Origin of the sequence: Pseudomonas sp. dw_358 (assembly GCF_018449655.1) — a bacterium.
Classification (GTDB): domain Bacteria; phylum Pseudomonadota; class Gammaproteobacteria; order Pseudomonadales; family Pseudomonadaceae; genus Aquipseudomonas.
Window position 1 is genome coordinate 1 of sequence record NZ_JAAVUX010000019.1, and the last position, 15,720, is coordinate 15,720.

The 15,720-nt window shown below is 60.0% G+C and carries 19 protein-coding genes; 1 reads left to right on the plus strand and 18 read right to left on the minus strand.

Annotation, left to right across the window (positions count from 1 at the left end):
• Positions 1-541: 541 nt before the first annotated feature.
• Positions 542-775, plus strand: a complete 234-nt coding sequence (locus HB675_RS21585) for a hypothetical protein (RefSeq protein ID WP_213881180.1) — start codon at positions 542-544, stop codon at positions 773-775.
• Between the two features lie 194 nt (positions 776-969).
• On the opposite strand, the gene HB675_RS21590 is transcribed toward HB675_RS21585, so the two are convergent.
• The 18 genes from HB675_RS21590 to HB675_RS21675 form a co-directional block, all read right to left on the minus strand.
• Positions 970-2,307 (minus strand): hypothetical protein, encoded by a 1,338-nt coding sequence (locus tag HB675_RS21590; protein ID WP_213881181.1) that lies wholly within the window; start codon positions 2,305-2,307, stop codon positions 970-972.
• Between the two features lie 11 nt (positions 2,308-2,318).
• Positions 2,319-3,953 carry a cellulase family glycosylhydrolase gene (locus HB675_RS21595; protein ID WP_213881182.1) on the minus strand — a complete coding sequence of 545 codons (1,635 nt, stop codon included), beginning with the start codon at positions 3,951-3,953 and terminating at the stop codon, positions 2,319-2,321.
• A 182-nt stretch (positions 3,954-4,135) separates the two neighbouring features.
• Complete coding sequence (locus tag HB675_RS21600) at positions 4,136-4,861, minus strand: head decoration protein (RefSeq protein ID WP_213881183.1); 726 nt, start codon at positions 4,859-4,861, stop codon at positions 4,136-4,138.
• Positions 4,862-4,870: 9 nt separating this feature from the next.
• On the minus strand, positions 4,871-5,143 hold the full coding sequence (locus HB675_RS21605) for a hypothetical protein (RefSeq protein ID WP_213881184.1): 273 nt from the start codon (positions 5,141-5,143) through the stop codon (positions 4,871-4,873).
• Positions 5,140-5,448 carry a hypothetical protein gene (locus HB675_RS21610; RefSeq protein ID WP_213881185.1) on the minus strand — a complete coding sequence of 103 codons (309 nt, stop codon included), beginning with the start codon at positions 5,446-5,448 and terminating at the stop codon, positions 5,140-5,142. The genes HB675_RS21605 and HB675_RS21610 overlap by 4 nt, the downstream gene beginning before the upstream one ends.
• A gap of 9 nt (positions 5,449-5,457) precedes the next feature.
• Positions 5,458-5,979, minus strand: a complete 522-nt coding sequence (locus HB675_RS21615; protein WP_213881186.1) for a lysis protein — start codon at positions 5,977-5,979, stop codon at positions 5,458-5,460.
• The gene (locus HB675_RS21620) at positions 5,976-6,632 is read right to left on the minus strand and encodes a glycoside hydrolase family 19 protein (protein WP_213881187.1); all 657 of its coding nucleotides are present in this window, start codon (positions 6,630-6,632) and stop codon (positions 5,976-5,978) included. The genes HB675_RS21615 and HB675_RS21620 overlap by 4 nt, the downstream gene beginning before the upstream one ends.
• A 2-nt stretch (positions 6,633-6,634) precedes the next feature.
• Positions 6,635-7,216 (minus strand): hypothetical protein, encoded by a 582-nt coding sequence (locus HB675_RS21625; RefSeq protein ID WP_213881188.1) that lies wholly within the window; start codon positions 7,214-7,216, stop codon positions 6,635-6,637.
• A gap of 41 nt (positions 7,217-7,257) precedes the next feature.
• Entirely contained in the window at positions 7,258-7,668 is a 411-nt protein-coding gene (locus HB675_RS21630; RefSeq protein ID WP_213881189.1) for a tail fiber assembly protein, read from the minus strand.
• The gene (locus tag HB675_RS21635) at positions 7,668-8,882 is read right to left on the minus strand and encodes a hypothetical protein (protein WP_213881190.1); all 1,215 of its coding nucleotides are present in this window, start codon (positions 8,880-8,882) and stop codon (positions 7,668-7,670) included. The genes HB675_RS21630 and HB675_RS21635 overlap by 1 nt, the downstream gene beginning before the upstream one ends.
• Positions 8,882-9,478: a DUF2612 domain-containing protein gene (locus HB675_RS21640; protein WP_213881191.1), complete on the minus strand. Its 597-nt coding sequence runs from the start codon at positions 9,476-9,478 to the stop codon at positions 8,882-8,884. Before HB675_RS21640 ends, HB675_RS21635 begins: the two co-directional genes overlap by 1 nt.
• 5 nt (positions 9,479-9,483) lie before the next feature.
• On the minus strand, positions 9,484-10,698 hold the full coding sequence (locus HB675_RS21645; RefSeq protein ID WP_213881192.1) for a baseplate J/gp47 family protein: 1,215 nt from the start codon (positions 10,696-10,698) through the stop codon (positions 9,484-9,486).
• Positions 10,699-10,707: 9 nt separating this feature from the next.
• Entirely contained in the window at positions 10,708-11,052 is a 345-nt protein-coding gene (locus tag HB675_RS21650; protein ID WP_213881193.1) for a hypothetical protein, read from the minus strand.
• A gap of 8 nt (positions 11,053-11,060) precedes the next feature.
• The gene (locus HB675_RS21655; RefSeq protein ID WP_213881194.1) at positions 11,061-11,723 is read right to left on the minus strand and encodes a Gp138 family membrane-puncturing spike protein; all 663 of its coding nucleotides are present in this window, start codon (positions 11,721-11,723) and stop codon (positions 11,061-11,063) included.
• Positions 11,716-12,654, minus strand: coding sequence for a hypothetical protein (locus HB675_RS21660; protein ID WP_213881195.1), 939 nt, complete (start codon positions 12,652-12,654; stop codon positions 11,716-11,718). Before HB675_RS21660 ends, HB675_RS21655 begins: the two co-directional genes overlap by 8 nt.
• Position 12,655: 1 nt before the next feature.
• Positions 12,656-12,946, minus strand: coding sequence for a hypothetical protein (locus tag HB675_RS21665; RefSeq protein ID WP_213881196.1), 291 nt, complete (start codon positions 12,944-12,946; stop codon positions 12,656-12,658).
• Positions 12,943-13,593 carry a phage baseplate protein gene (locus tag HB675_RS21670; protein ID WP_213881197.1) on the minus strand — a complete coding sequence of 217 codons (651 nt, stop codon included), beginning with the start codon at positions 13,591-13,593 and terminating at the stop codon, positions 12,943-12,945. Before HB675_RS21670 ends, HB675_RS21665 begins: the two co-directional genes overlap by 4 nt.
• Complete coding sequence (locus tag HB675_RS21675; protein WP_213881198.1) at positions 13,590-15,662, minus strand: phage tail tip lysozyme; 2,073 nt, start codon at positions 15,660-15,662, stop codon at positions 13,590-13,592. The genes HB675_RS21670 and HB675_RS21675 overlap by 4 nt, the downstream gene beginning before the upstream one ends.
• Positions 15,663-15,720 lie beyond the last annotated feature (58 nt).

Below are 15,720 nucleotides of genomic sequence, written 5' to 3' on the forward strand. Positions count from 1 at the left end.
ATGGTTTCGGGTAAGAGCTTCGTTGGCGCATGGAAATCCTTGCGATAAGGGCGATCGCGTCCGCTTAAAATACGCGGACACCATCGCCCTTAATGCTGGAGTTCGGTAGGTGACTTGGCCGGACGCTTACTATCCGAGATCTTGGATAGCGGTATGAACGGTTGTAGCAAAGAAAATCGGCACAAGCGACCGATCTGTGCCCTAAATCTCATGTGCCCTATATGTGCCCTAAATAGCAGGTCAAATCCAAGGCACAAAAAAGCCACTTTCAAGAAGTGGCTTAAGTGTCTGATATTACTCAGGAATAAATGGTCGGGACGGAGTGATTCGAACACTCGACCCCTTGCACCCCATGCGCGCAGGTCACTGTAAAACCTAGCAAAACATGCCTTTTCCATGGCGCTCGCTGCAACCGGATGTTCATGGATTATGATGAGTGCGTGAGAAAGTCACGCAAAAGTCACGCAGTCCCTCCCCCGGCGTCCTGCCGAAATTTTCTCACCCTTATATAATGAAGCAACACTCCTCACCGGACCGCCCTGTGAATCTCGACACCTACCCCATGCCGCCCAACGTCCGAAAGCAGGCCAAGCGGCTGCTCGACCAGATCCAGAACTCGGACAGCATGTTGCATTGCGTGAAGTGCGGCGCCCGGGCCGAAGGGTTCGTGCTGGGCATCCAGACCTTGGAAGCGATTTCGGCCGATACCTTGGAGAACATGGACATCCTGTTCAGCAAGGCAACCGATGCCAGGCTGGTGGAGCTGAGCCGATGACACTTCAAGATTGGGAAACCCGCTGGACACTCGACGCTGATCACCTGCACTGCCAAAGCTGCAAGGTGAGGCAGTGGCCGTTCAATGCCGGCCAGCCCTTCCCCCACGCAAGCGAATGCCTACGCAGCGGGGTGACTGAGTATCCGTGGGGTGAGTTGGCGGGGATATTGCGGGCTGAGCGTGTGCGGCAGTGATCAGGCGGCTTCGGCGTACGGGCGGTAGACGGGCTCGATATCTCGGGTGTAGCCAAGCTCCAGCGGATGGGTTCGATCCGTTCCCAGCGCATCAGCTTTGGGAACCTGCTGCCCGTTAACAAGCGTCGGATCGGCCCACGACGCTGACAGCCCTTTCACCACCGTGAATCCTTGCCGCATGATGGATACCGCCGTCAGCCCGGTAGAGGTGACCAATGCCGGCGTCGGGTCGTTGCCGAAAGAAGCAAGTTCGGTGATGAATGCCTGCCGCAGCGAATCGTTAGCTGCCGTGGTTGCCCCGGTACCCGAAGAACTGTCGTAAATAGCATTGGGCAATGGCTCCGAAATGAAGATGCTCGGCTGGCGAGGCAACGCCGCACAAACGCGCGACAAGGTTGCCAGCCCCCAATAATCCTCCTCCTTGATCGCCGCAGTGAGCCCCGGCGATGTGGCGCTCTTCGTGATGTTATTGATGGTGTACGGGGCGTACCACACCGACGTCGGATTCACCAAGGCGATGCTTTGGGCCATGTTGGCGGCGTAGACGTACGGAGTTTGCGCGTGCTGGGCCGAGTTGAACCATTCGATGGGGTTGTCTGGCGTCGATAGGTTGCAGGCGGCGCGCTGGACCCCGCCGAAGAACCGGGCATTGCCGCCCAGGCCTTCCATGATCGAATCACCGCAGATAAGGAACTGCTTACCCCATTTGGTCGACGTGTACTTGATGCCGACATAGAACGGGTTGGTGGCCCCGCCCTCTGCTGTCACAGCGGTGGTGGTGAAGTTGGCAGGGGTATCCACCCCGGCCACCGCCTGCGAGGCCGACTTCATCATCGGCCAAGACTGGTTGTCTTGGGCCCAGTAGTACGACCCGAGGTTCGGGACAGTGGGCTGCACGCCGGACGGCATCTGTACACGCCAGGCGACAAGCGAGCGAGCCTGTGTCGGGCTATCAGTGCGAACCAAGCTCTTTTTGACGAGGACTGTGCTCAGGGACCAGACGACAATCTCTGAGTTAAGGCCAGCCGAGGTCCCACCGGCGGAAACTGCCACGGCCTGGCCAGTAGCCCAGGCGCCACCGGCTGGCGTCACTGCGACAACGCTGTCGCTGCCCGCCGCGCTGCACACGGAATACGAGATCTGAGCAGTGAAGGCCGGCCCAAGGTTGGGGATCATGATCTGGAACGAGTAGTAGTCGCCCGCTTGCAGTGTGGTGATCCCGCTGAAAGTGGTCACCGCGGTCAGTGCTGCTGCGAGCATGTACCGGCCAGGTCGAACAGCGGTGAAGATGTTCGTCAACGACCGCGGGCGCAGCTTGAGGTCTGAAATGTCTTTCATAGAAGATCTACTCAGTTGTAAGTGACGGTCGAGCCGTTGGAGGTGATTGCTGCACCGTTGTAGGCGGCGGCGTTGGCCGGTGTTCCGACATGCGTCCAGTCGTGCGCCTGTACGATCGGAAGGACAGTGGTGTTGTCCGCGCCGCTGACCGGGCCGATGGATGTGATCGAGGTGAAGCCGTCGCCAGCCGCCCAATACGTGCCGTTGAAGCTGTACTGGTCCATCAGGCTCATCATCGAGTCGAAGTCGGTGCGGTAATTGACGGAACTGGTGCTGGTGTCACTTGGCACGCCGTACTCGCCGAGGAAGACCGTGACGCCCTTGGCTGCTGACCAGGTGCCGACAACCTGCATCTGGCCGGCCAGACGATCCCGGGTGGCTTGCGTCCACTGACCTGTGGTGGCGTCGTAGACACCGCTGTAGTTCGGGTCGAGGTAGTAATGGAGCGACATCTGCGTGCGGTTGAGCGGATCAACCCACGGCACATCAGGGAAATAGCCGTAGTTATCGCCAAACGAGGCCAGGCCGGTAGACCGGTCCCCTTCCCACAGCAGCCAGCCGGTGTAGCCCACGCTGCGCACCGCCGCGATGGCCGCGTTCTGCGCGGTGGTGTTGGTGGCCACCGTCCCGCCATCCGATCCCCAAGGCACGAAGGTCTGAAGCGTCGTCCCTTCGTTGAGGTTCCAGTCGTCGTAACTACCGGTGCCGATCACACCCTGGATGTTCATGTCCCAATAGATCAGGGTCTGGCTGGCCCCGGTGGTGAACTGCACGGATACCCGGGTTGCTGTTGCCTGGTCGGTAATGGACAAGGTCGCCAGTGCCACCGCTCCGCTATCGCCGCTGTTGCCACCGGCGTTGATCGTCAGGGTGTTGGTCCCTTGGGTCGTAGCCTGGGTGACGTAGAAGCTCATTACGTAGGTGGTGTTGGCCTTCACCGCGTACCCGGTGTCGTTGCCGTTGTTCCAATGGCGGATGACCTTGTACTGAGCGGTCGTGGCATTCAGCACCAGGTGCCCGCCGCCGGAGCGTCCGCCCGTGGTACTGATGCTGAACGGCGCCGTGACAAACCAGTTGGCCCCAGTGTCCGGGTTGCGGAACTGCGGATCGCGCATCAGCTGCTTGTAGGCGCGGCTGGTGTAGTTGAACTCGCTCGACTGCACCGCAAGGTTCTGCGGCTCGTTGAAGAAGTCGATCCCCCAGAACGCCGACTTGCCCTTGATGTACTTCGCCACCTGCTGCCAGTCGCTGGCCCAGGCCGCAATCGGGTAGGCCGAAGACCCCAAGGTCTGTGTAGCACCATTGATGTACCGGGATGCGTAGTCGTGGCCATCAAGGACGATGACCAGACCGGTGGCGTTTGCGTAGCCTTGGACCAGGTCCAGGTGAGCCTGTCCAGTGGCATTGAGGGGGCCGCCCGGCGTATCGAACCAGCGCGCCAGGTAGATCGGCAGCCGGACGATGTTCATGCCCTTCCCGGCCCAGTACTGGAAATTCGCCAGCGTCGGGAGGAAGTAGTTCGTGCCCGCAGCGCCAGGGAGCGTGGTCTCCGAGTACTCCATGCCGCTGAGGTTGATACCCCGGCGCGCGGTGGCGTCGGCGGCTGGGTACGGGTCGGTCGATACGACGGTTGCGGTTCCGAGCATCAGCCACTTTCCAAGGTAGCTGTACACCGGGGCCGGCGGCGTGCTGTCCACGCAGAACGCCATGCCGGGGTAATGGTTGCCTGCGAGATATGTCGATCCAAGTTCGGCCACTGACTTCGAGGGGAACGAGGAAAAGACGGTTGCGATGTCCTGTCCCGTGGACTGCGGGCCGACAGACTTCATTAGCCGTGGACCGTCACGCGGTACTGGCCGGTGCTCGGTGCGGTGCCGAAGGTGATCTGCACGGTGTTCACGCCGTTGGCCACGTTGTCGACCAGCACCTGTTCACCGGTAGAGACCAGGCGCACGACGACCAACACGTCTAGGGTGTTCAGGTTGTGGGTCACGGTCAGGGTGGTGGACGTACCGTCGCCGATGGTGGCAGCGGCCTTGCGTGCAACGACGGTCGTATCGACAGCGATGGAGCCGCCGGTCAGCGTGATACCGGTGCCGGCTGTGTACGAACCGGTGCTGCCTGAGGTCTGGGTATAAACCAGCGAGGTGGTGCCGAGAGTGATCGGCGCATCAGTGGTCATGGTCCAGCCGGTGTTGCCTAGGGTCGAGCCCTCGCTTACCAGGCAGGTGGCGAGCAATGCCTCGGAACTGGCGTCCATGTCCGTGGCGCGCGCCCAGGTGCCGGTGGCCACGACATAGATGCCGTTGGCCGATGCAGTCGTCTGGTTCTTCGCCAACACTCGGTCGCCGGCTACCAAACTCACCCCGTCGATGGTTTGGGCACCGGACAGAGTGATGTTGGCCGTGGTCGCGGCGCGCACCGGCTGCTTCCAGCTGTAGCCCTGCACAGCGGAATTCAGTTGGTTCAGCGTTACCGCGTCCTGCAGATTCACGGCGTCTTTTACGTTGGACAGGGCATAGCCGCTCGCATCGAGAGCAATTCCAAGCTTCATGGGTGGACCTCAGTTCAGGTAGGCGAAACCGGCGAATGCCGTGCCGAAGGTGATTTGGATGATGTTGCTGTCGACGTACTTCACGTCGGGCTCAACCTTGTTGCCCAGGGCGTTAACCACGGTCGCCGAGACGAACCGGCCGAGGTTGTGTGGGACCGTCCAGACCAGCAGGGGTATGGACTGGGTCCAGATGAAAGTGGATGGGCCGGTGCCGGGGATCAAAGCCACCTTTTCCAGCGTCATGCTGATCGGCGTGGCCAATGGGGAAATGGTCTGAGTCATAGCCGGGTTACGTCCTGCACGATGGTGAAGGGCACGGTGATGGTGCTCCGGGTGAACCCATCGACGTCGCGAGCGAACTGGATGTCGAAGAAGCCGGGGCCCGGCCGCCAGCGCGAGGTGTCAGCCACGTAGATCTGCATCTGCTGAGTGGTGTCGGGATCAACCCAAGTGCACACCACCTGGCTGTAGAGAGATCCGGACAGGGAGCGGACCTGGCTGGTGGGTGTGTACCCCACCAATTCACCGAGATCGACGCCGTTCAGCGTGACCAGGTACAGGAAGGTGTCGCCTATCTTGAATTGCATGGCGCGCCCTCACTTCAGGCAGACATTGGTCACATAGGCCTGGAGGGCCTTCAGTTTTGCTTGGTCGGAGATGGCGCCGGCTCGGATATCGAGAACGTGCTGTCCAGAAGCTGGATCGAGTTCGATGGAGCTTCCATCGCCCAGGCTGGCGGAGTCGGCGGTTTGGGGCACGTCGCTACCACTGGGATGACTTGTGCAGGTGCCCGCGATCCGCAGCCGGCGAGTGCCAGCAGCAACAGCGGCGCGTAGAGCGTCGTTTTGGGCAAGCGCATCGGCTTTCTCCTTGGATGATTTGGCGTCGAGGTCAGCCAGGGCCTGTTCGGCTTGCTGCTGGTGCTCAACGGCCGTGCGCGCCTGTTCGGCGGCGGCGGCGGCAATTTTTGTGAGATCGGCTTGGAAGTTGGACTTCTGGGTATCGAGCTGGGCGGTGTAGCTGTTGGCCTGCCACTTCCAGGCGATGCCAAAGCCGAGCGCCATGCACAGCAGCGCGGCGAAAGCGATGACTGCCCACTTGATCAGGGTCTCTTTCATGCCAGCACCCGTAGCGCGCGCTGATAGAGGGCAGTCCGGTCGGCGGCACCGACTGGGATGTTGCCGCGGCGCCCGGTATTGATCACGCTGCCGATGTCGCCAAAGTTGCCGGCATCAGCCAGCCCGTTCAGATTGTTGGCGGACCAGAATCGTGCGGCAGACAGCGCCGCGTACACTGGATTTTCCAGCAGTTCCGGGTGATTCAGAAGATCCAGAGTTAAGGCGATCCCCAGAGATCGATAGTTAGCCTTTCCGGTCACCTGAAGCGCGCCACGGCCCCGGTAGGTCCAGCCATCTCCCGAATCCGGCGCCCCGTTGCCCATGCGGTCGGCATAGACGTCGTTGGCTAGGCCCTGAGGGTTACGGGCCAGAGTCAGGGCAAGCGGGTTCGGCTGCGGCGGCGTAGCGTTGGCGTCGATGGCGTACCGGCTCGGCCAAGTCGCGGCAAGCCCCTGAGCGCTGTAGTTCAGGTTCTCGACCAGGCGTGTCAGGTTCGCTGACTCATGCGCCACTTGGGCGATGAAAGCTGCGATCCGCGCCGGGGTGTTGATCTGGTACCGCTCCATCGCCGCATTGAGGGCAGGCGTAAAAACGCCGGCAACTGGGCCGGCGTTCGGGATGATCTGCAGCAACTGCTGCGGCGTGATGGTCATGGCTAAATCGCCTTGTAGAGGTTGATCTTTGTGACGCAGCCTTGCGGGACCTCGTTCGTCCCAGCATCGGCCGGCTCGACCTTGAATCCCATGCGGATGACGAAGGCCCGCGTGGTGCTCCACTGGTGAACCAAGTAGAAGCAGTACCAGTGCCGACCGCCGTTCTCGACCGTGACGAACTGCCAGCCGGCCTCGCCGTCATGATCGCGAACGTGGGCAGCGCCTTTGTAGGTGATCGTGCTGCCTATGATCGGGGCAGCCCACAGGCTGACGAATCGCATATTGTTGGAGGGGTTGCGGATAGCGGCCCACCACCACATGGCGAAAAAGCTGTCGATCGACACGCCGAACGGGACCTCTGTGGCCCACTCCCCCAGTTTGTCGCCCAGCAATCCGTCGTAATCGTTACCCCAGAGCCATGCCCACTTGGGCAGGTTGACGATGGGCCGACCATCGCTTCCGCTCACCGCATTCACGCGAAACGGGATCGCAATGGCGACGATGAACAGGCCTAGGAAATCCATCACGAATCCCGAGACGAACAAAAACAGCCACTGAATAGCGACTTTGAATGGTGTGAGCATGTCTATCTCCGGACACAAAAAAGCCGCTCAAGGCGGCTGGGTTATGCGGGCTGGGTCGGCCAAGTCGGCGAAGCAACTGTGAGGTCGATTCGGTTCACGGCCACTCGATACTGCTTCCACAGCTTGAGCAGCGCTGTTTCGTCGGTGGTGGCGTCGTCGAGATCGACCGCATCCTGCAGCGGAGCGATGGCCAGCGTTGCAGTGCCCAGGAGCGAATCGCGCATATTGGTGTTGGTCGCCAGTATTTCCGCAGCAGTTGGCACGGGGTCAACAGGAGCAGAAAGCACGCCAGTGGTCGCGTCATACGTCCAGCGCTGTTGGACCACACCTATCTGGGCAGTCGTGAGGGCTACAAAGGTCGCAAAACCTGCCGCGAACATATCGGTGATATCGCCGTCCGCCTCGAAAATCTGGATAACGATGTCGTCGCTGATAATTGCGTAAGTAGTCATCAGCTGAACTCCTCAATAATTACGATTCCTGGACTGCCTGCGCCGCCGGTTCGGATGGCCGAGCTTGCCAGGGCCAGGGCTCCGCCGCCGCCCGCGCCATACGAACTGCCAGCGTTACCATTGCTTGATGTGTTGGTGGAGGCACCGCCCGCGCCAAGCGGGCTGTTAGCCCCCTGCCCCGCATAACCCACTGTCAGCGATGCAATAGAGACCATTGGCGGAGTGTTGCTGATGATGCCTACGATATTGGCCCCGATAATGGACGTGGCCGTAGGGTTGGTCAGTGCAGTGAGCGGCGCAGAGGTAGGGCCGAACTGGCCTCCGCCCGTACCCCCCGTAGCAGAGATGATGGTTCCCACCGAAGAAACCCCGCCATTGCCGCCAGCGTTTCCGGAGACTGGAACACCGCCGGCGCCTACGGTAACTGCATAACTGGCAGCCAAAGACGTAAAATACCCTTCGGCATAACTACCCGCACACCCGCCTGCACCTGCTGCGATCTGTGCAGAATTCGTAACGGCCGCACCTCCTCCTGCACCCCCGCCAGCAATCAGACGGATGCGGATCGACTTGGCGCCAGGAGTTGGCGTATAGGTGGCGCTGGCGGTGAATACGCGAAGTCCTATGAGCCTGCCTACCGCCTGGGAAAGCTGCATGGCCTGGCCCGGCAGTATTGCAGGCGCGACGACCAGTATCCCGCCTGCCCCATAGGCTGGAACCTGCCCCTGAGTGGTGCCTACCTGATAAGTTGCAGCGGTGCCCAAGCCAAGATTATCTCGCGCATCTTCGGGATCATTCGCACCGGTGCCACCTTTAGATATGGGCAATACACCTAAAATATTATCTGTGGTTGTTGGCCACTTTCCAGGCTGAATGAAGCTCCAAACCCCATCGTCATTTGCACCTTGGGGGGTGATGCCGGTATTCGTTGATATTGCCTGAAACAAATAGCCCGCATACGTGACGATGGCGGCTACTTGATAGGGAACATCAGACCTCCATGAGAGAAATCCCTGTCGCTCAATCTCTTGTAGGCCAAGGTCAACTCTGGTCTGCCAGTAGTTCTGCATCCTGGCGGTCGGCGGCTCGGCGGTAGCGCTGCCAACCCAACCCACCTCAATGACGTTCTGATCGGCCGTAGCGGTTTCCCCGCCCATCTGGTCGGAGGTAGCATCTTCGCCCCAGACGAGGCCATAACTTGCCGGACGTGTCATCAGCTTCCCCCATTGATAGATGAGATCTGAACGCCCGGTGGCTTGGGGATCAGGTCGTAATTGACTGCCAGGTAATACAGGACGCTGCTATATGTCGTGGTGTTCAGATTGATGCTCATCGTCATGTCCTTGTTATCGATGACCGTGCAAGAAATGCCGAAAATATCGTCTATAGCCTCTTTAACTGCGTCGATAGTGCACAGGACAGAGTTCTTGTAGATCTTGGCCTTGATCACCGACTTGAATGTGTAATCTGGAATCGGGATCGTCTGCGCGGCTGCCTCGGCATCGTAGTAAGGCGCCTGGTTGTAACCCTTGGCCGTCAGGTCGCCCAGGTAGCCGAAATACTCAAGCGCGCTCATCGAGATCCGTGGCCGCTCGGTGATCCCGACAATCCGGCCTACGATGTCCAGCATGGCGCCGGAGATGTTTTGGTAATCGAGGATGTAGTTCAGGATCTGTAGCGGGTTTTCGAGGTTGGCCGCGACGAGCGCCGGGATGGTGTCGATCCAGGATACGAGCTTGGGGCCCTTCTGGAACCAGCCATAGATGCGCGACTCGGCCTTCGACACATAATCGAAATTGGCGTCAGGCATCGGGTTTACTCGTATGTGATGGTGATGTTGTCGGCGTCGAACACAGCAAGCTGGTTATAAGCGAGCGGGATCGTCAGCAGGGTCACTGAGCTAGCAGATGTACCGATGTACAACGAGTTGATGAACCCTGACCCGGCCACCACATAGTTCGCGGGCGTGTACAGCCGGCCCGCCGTGACGCTCTCGCCGATCTGGAAGCCGCGCTTGATGAAGCCTGTGGTCAGCCCGAACCCATTCAGTGAATAGGAGACCGTCTGCGTCTGGATCGTCTGCTTGTCGGTATCGGACAGCGTGCTGCTGGTGATCGACAACGCCTCGTAGATGGTGACCAGTTGCGGTCGGAAGAACGTCAGCGTGACCGGGTTGCCCGCCGGCGTAGCCGTCAGGCCGGTGACCTTGTAAGCGTTCAGGTCTGTGCGGCCTGTGTTGTCGCCGCACCCTGGGGATTTTACCGACGCGTAGGCGGACAAAATGTCAGCATCCGCCCCGCCATCCACGATCAGCATCAGGGAGTTTGCCAGCACGCCGTTCGTGTCGGTTACCTTGGTGTCGTTCTCGTAGATCCTGACCTGCTTGACGCCGGTCACTCCGTAAATTGCTGAGTACAGGGCATCGATGATGTTGTTCGACCGGTTGGCCACCGCCACATTACGGCGGAACCGGTAATCCGGATCGCTCTCCTTATCATTACCTACCGAGGCTGCCGTGACGTTTGTCACGCCTGTCACGCCAGCCGGGATCGAGCCGTAGATCGCCGAGATCTCGCCGACGTTCGCCGTCTGCGCCCCAGCCGTCGTACATGTCGCGCTGACAGCTCCGGTACCGTCGCTACCTAGGGTGATCGCCGCATCGCTGGCCCACAGCGTATCTGTCAGGCTGTTGCGCGCTGTCGTGCCGGCGGGAACTGCAGCATTCGCGTTTCCGCTGAAGACCAGCGGTGCAGTGGAATAAGTCGCCAAAGCGCGGGGTATATTGTTGATCGCGCCGATACGATCGATCTGCAGGCCGACTGCGCTGTTCGGGTCCAGGGTGTTGTAAACCGCCGTGATCGCCTCATCGAGGTTGCCCATCGTCTCTGACCATACCTGCAAGGCCATACCGTCGGGTGTCGACGAATCAAGCTTCCACCCCGAGTCAATGTCCAGGTATGAAGCCTTCAGAGAAGCCAGGTATTCCTGAGTAGTGGTCAGCGTCACGCCGCTACTGGTTACTGCCGCCATGGGTTGCTCCTAGGCTGTGTAGGTGACGGTGGCAGTGGTGCCAGTCTGGTTGGTGATGGTCATGCTCACGGAGTACGTGCGCGTGGCCCGGTCCTGGGTGATATCGAAATCGGTGATGTCGGTGACGTCCGCGCACTGGAGGACGGCCTGTTTCAGCAGGATCTCGATAACCCCGGCATCAGTCTTGCCGAGGATGCCGTTGAACCACGGCGTGCCCTTGGACTGGTCGAGGAAGTCTTCGGTGAGCAGCTGCCGGAGGATGTAGACGACCTGCGCCCCCAGCTCTTCTTCGGCGCTCAGGAACACGTTCGCCCCGCTCGTTACCAGATCGGTGCCGTCGAAGTTTCTGATCATGGGTTATCTCAATGAGGTACGAGGGTGTCTGCCTCGGTGTTACCGCCCGAGTCTTTCGGTTGCGAGTGGACATGCGTCGATCCCACGTTGACACCGTTGTGGTGCAGGCCTGTTGCATCGAGCACCAGCACCTGGCCACCGGCGGTCAGCGTGATCGAATTTGACGTGGAAGCGATGGTGGTGCTGCCGATCTTCAGGTCGATCAAGCTGTCTGTGGCTGTGATAGAGACATTACCCGACTTATTCGTCAGGCCTGCCCCAACGCTGGGCATCGGTGCAAAGGCCGTCTTGGCCGACCGGGTGCCAGGCTTGAAGCAGGCGTCTGTCTTGTCGAACATCCGCAAGCTGCCGGGCTGCACCGAGCCGCCAGCGTTGAGCCACTCGTCGATGCAGCGCTGTGAGAAGTGCGCCCAACCCTCGTCGCCGTTGCTCAACTCATGGAAGAACGCCCAGTTTTTCGAGCCGGGGAAGTCCACCGGGACATCCGTCAGGACCGAAAGGTCACTCCACACCCCCTTCTGCCGGCGCTTGATGCCCAATTGGATTTGGGCGCGCTGGGTATTCGGGTTGTAGGTGATAAGGGTGGCCGGGAGGCTGGTGTAAATCTTGGCCATACCACTCTTGAACGACATGTCGAGCATGTTGCTCATGTCGAGGTGCCGATCACCCATAGTCATCCCCTTTTGTGATCGGGTTCCAATCTACCCCGCGCGAGTAGCCTTGAATCGACGTAGACCAGGTGTCCCCGTAGAAGTCGCCGACGTGGAAGATCGAACTGGCGAAGTACTTTCCGTCGCGGGTTTGGGTGAACTGCGTCTGATCGACGAAGTTGGCACCTTGCGCCGAGACGATGTTGTACCTGCTTCGCACCACGATCTCGTCGCCTGGCAGGATCTTGGTGTTCATCCGCATCACGACGTTGACCGTCGGACCGGAAGTGAAGACCGGAGAACCTTCCATGCCAGTATTGACCGACACTTCGTGGCTGGTTCCGCTTCCGACCTCTGAACCAGGAATGATCAGGATCTTGTCGACCAGGCGGTAAACGATGAAGTCGAACGACCGGCCCAGTTCATCCAGCGCGCCATAGGCGGTATCCGAAACCGAGAGCGTTCGGACACGGCCAAGGTCGGGCCAGAACGTATTGTCGGGTGTGTCGATGGCCGGCAGGAAGGTCACAGGGATACCGATGCTGCTCGCGATTTCCTTCACGATGTCGCACACCCGGGTGCCCTGACCCCACGTAGTGTTGATCCTGACAGCTGTTTCATCCTTACCCATGGTCGAGCAGAACAGGAGCAGGTATTGCTCTGCCCCGGCTTTGCCCTTGCTAGGGGTGAATACCGTACCGTCGAAGATGGTGTCGTAGCCGGTGAGATATCCTGCGATCAGCTTCACTCGGTCGTATTTGCTGATGATCTGGTCCAGCGAAGCCATGTTGAGGCCGTAGATGGTTATCTCGGCTGTACCCTTGATTGAGCCTCGGCCGGGGTAATACGCCACGCGAAACTGCACCTGGGTCGGTGATTTAATCGTGAGGTACTCACTGCTACTGGACGAATACAGGGTCAGTTCGTAGTAGCGCCCGTAGAGCACTGCCATATCAGTATTCCCAGGTCAGTGTGTTGTCGACGCCAAGGTTTGCGACCGTAGCTTGCGTGCCGTCCAGATACAGCTTGCCGATGCCCAGTTGCAGGCCATCCAGAAGATCCATGTTTGGGTGCAGGCCGCGCCCTTGGAACACTGCGGTTCCGGTGCCGTCGTACATGCTGACGGCGTAATAGGAAAATCGCGTCAGCCAGTTGAAGCTGAACAGATACGTGGTGTTGCTCAGCGAGGCCTGGAACGTGAAGTAGGCCAGGCCGCTGGGCATGGAAAGGGTTTTCGTTGTCATGACGGGACCACCGTACCGGCATTGACCGATGTCTGGCCTTGAGTGGACTCGGTGCCGCTGCCAAGGGTTGCACTCACCGTTCCGGTACCGGTGTTGGAGATGATCGTGGGCTGGACGAAGTCGAGCTGAAAGATCCCTCCAAGCTCAGATCCCTTGTCCACAACACTCCGAACCCCGACGAGCACCACGTTCTTGTACGTCTCCTTGGTTCCCACGAAATTCATGAGCGCGCCGGCGTACTTCAAATAGTGGAGCGTATTCTTCACGGTGGTGGACCGTGTGGCGAACGTGCTCGATAGGCTTGCACCCATGCCCAGTCCTAGCAGGGATAGGGCTGGCTGGCCGATCTTGGAGACCACAGCACCCGCCGCGGCGCCGATCAGGGCCGAGCCAGCCGCTCCAGCGATGCTGGAGGCGGACGCCAGAAGAACCTTGAACGGGTTGTCGCTCACCCCGACCGTAACCGTCAGCACAGTCGGCAGTTGAATGGCATGGTCGGAGGCGATCGCGCCGCTTTCCAGCGGGTACTGAGACAGTCTGGATGATGCGTACTGCATCTCGGACAACACCGCATCAAACAGTACAGGCGAGATGCCTTGTCCGGACAGCGTGGGCGTGCTGCTGAGGAAAAGGGCTGCAATGCTCATTGGTCAAGATCCGTGCTCAGATGGGACATCGTCACTGCCATGTGTCCTTGCAGCTGCTGGTTCAGCGCCCGCATGGCCTCATTGGTAACGTGATGCGGATCAGTCGAGCCGCGCGCATCAATGTGCACCGTGGTGCCCGCTGGAGTGTCCGAAGACATTCCCATGGCGTTTACCGTCGGAGGTGCCGGTGAGTTGGCCACCATATTGTAGGTAGATGGCGCAGCAGCCTGATTCGCGTACAGGATGCGGCGAGCTTCGATTTCCCTATCTGCATCCGTATTTGCTGAAGTGTCTTTAGCGGCCACCGCATTTGGTGCGACAGCGGCTTGATTGGCATAAAGGATGCGGCGCGCTTCATCTTCCTGGCTTTCGCCTGGGCGCTCGTACATGTTCCGGAACACCGAAGCCGCATCGGCGGCGGTGCTGGTCTTCAGCAGAGCGCTGTTGGCCGACTTCTCTTTATTCTGGAGCTCGTACAGGATGAAGTTCAGCTGATCGGTCTCGGAAGATCCCTTGAGGTCACCCCCGAAGAATTCCTTGAAGTCCTTCTGCCGAGATCCGCGCCACTGGGCGAGGCCGATCGCGCCGCCATCAGGGCTGACCGCACTGGCATTCAGCGAACTCTCGCTCATCAGGTTCCCGACGATGCCAGCGGCCTGGGTCTGGCTATACCCGTTGTCGGTGAAAAACTTGAGGTACTGGTCGCGCTTTGCCGTAAGGCGGGTGTCGTGAGCTCCGAGCCATCCTTGAGCCCCACTTGAGGCTGAATTAAAACCCTGCGATGCCATGTCTTTCACGCCACCCGGAAGCATGCCACCTATGGCGCCGAGTCCGCCGCCCAGCCCCCCGGTATACGCGCCGAGGATTCCGTTCTTGTGGTACCCGTCGACGGCACCATGGTAAAGACCTGACGCGATAGCAGGGATCGGGTTTTTGCCAATAGTGCCCCCGGCCGCATCGGTGATCGATTTGCTTTGCAAGGTCTGCAATGCGCCGCTGAAGTTACCGGCCTTCAACTGGCTGATGGTCTGGGTGACCTTATCTACCAGCCCATCCTGCGCAAACATGCTGTCCACGCGCTTCACGAAGCTGTCCAATGACGGCAGGAACTCTGAGCCCAGCTTGTTGCGCAGGCGGTCGAAGTCGGCGGTCAGGTCAACCAACGAATCCTCGAACGCCCGGGCATCAGCCACGTCCTTGTCCGTGAAAGTAGACCCGGGCTTGTTTGCCGCCTGAATGCCAGCCCGGAAATCGCCATTGACGGTCATGATCCCGGCCTGGCTCAGGCCCAAGGCGTTGCCGATGTTCTGACGGGATACATCGTCCCGCGCGTTGCGGATCTGCTTCTGGATCAGGTCGACCACTTCCATGGTCGGGCGCTTGTATGCGTCCGCGAAATCGGAAGGAGAACCGCCAAAGCGAGCGATATCCACCGGCACGATGCCGGCCGCCGACGACTGCCGCAACCGCTGCGCCGCTGCCAGGACCTGCTTGCCGACATCATCTTCGCCGGTGATCTTCTTCCCGTAGCGATCAAAGTTCTGCAGGTCTGATTTCGAAACTCCGTAGCTGCTCGAGGTGACCTCAGCATTCAAGGCGCCGTTGGCGAAAGAATAGGAGTTGGCCGCCAGGCCGCCAAAGGCTGTCGCCGCGAGAGCCAACGGGCCGCCGCCGGCCAACATGGAAAACATGCTGCCGGAAAGCGGGCCCAGTCCTGTAGCGGACGCTCCACGGGACAGGAGCGCTACAACCGCCTGGGTTTCCTTTCTGAAGCTGGTCATCTGCACCGTCGCAGATCCAAGGCGGCTCTGGAGGACGTTGACCGAGCGCGGGACCTTGGCCACTGTCTTGTCGAACTTGTCGACGGTCTGTTCGAGCTCCTTGGCGCTCCCGCCGGCGTGCGACATGTCCTTGCCGATCTGGTCGATACCGGTCTTGCCACGCTCGCGGGCGGCCTTGTTGATGGCCTTGTCCAGGCTGTTTACGGCATTCGTGCTCTCGGTGAAGCTCGCCTGGTCTACCGTTACGCCCAGCTTGACCAGCAGCGCGTCGATCTCTTCTTCAGGCATCTGAAGACTCCTGGTCGATGGGGGTTTTGCTATTCTGCGCACCTCAAGGAATGCCGGA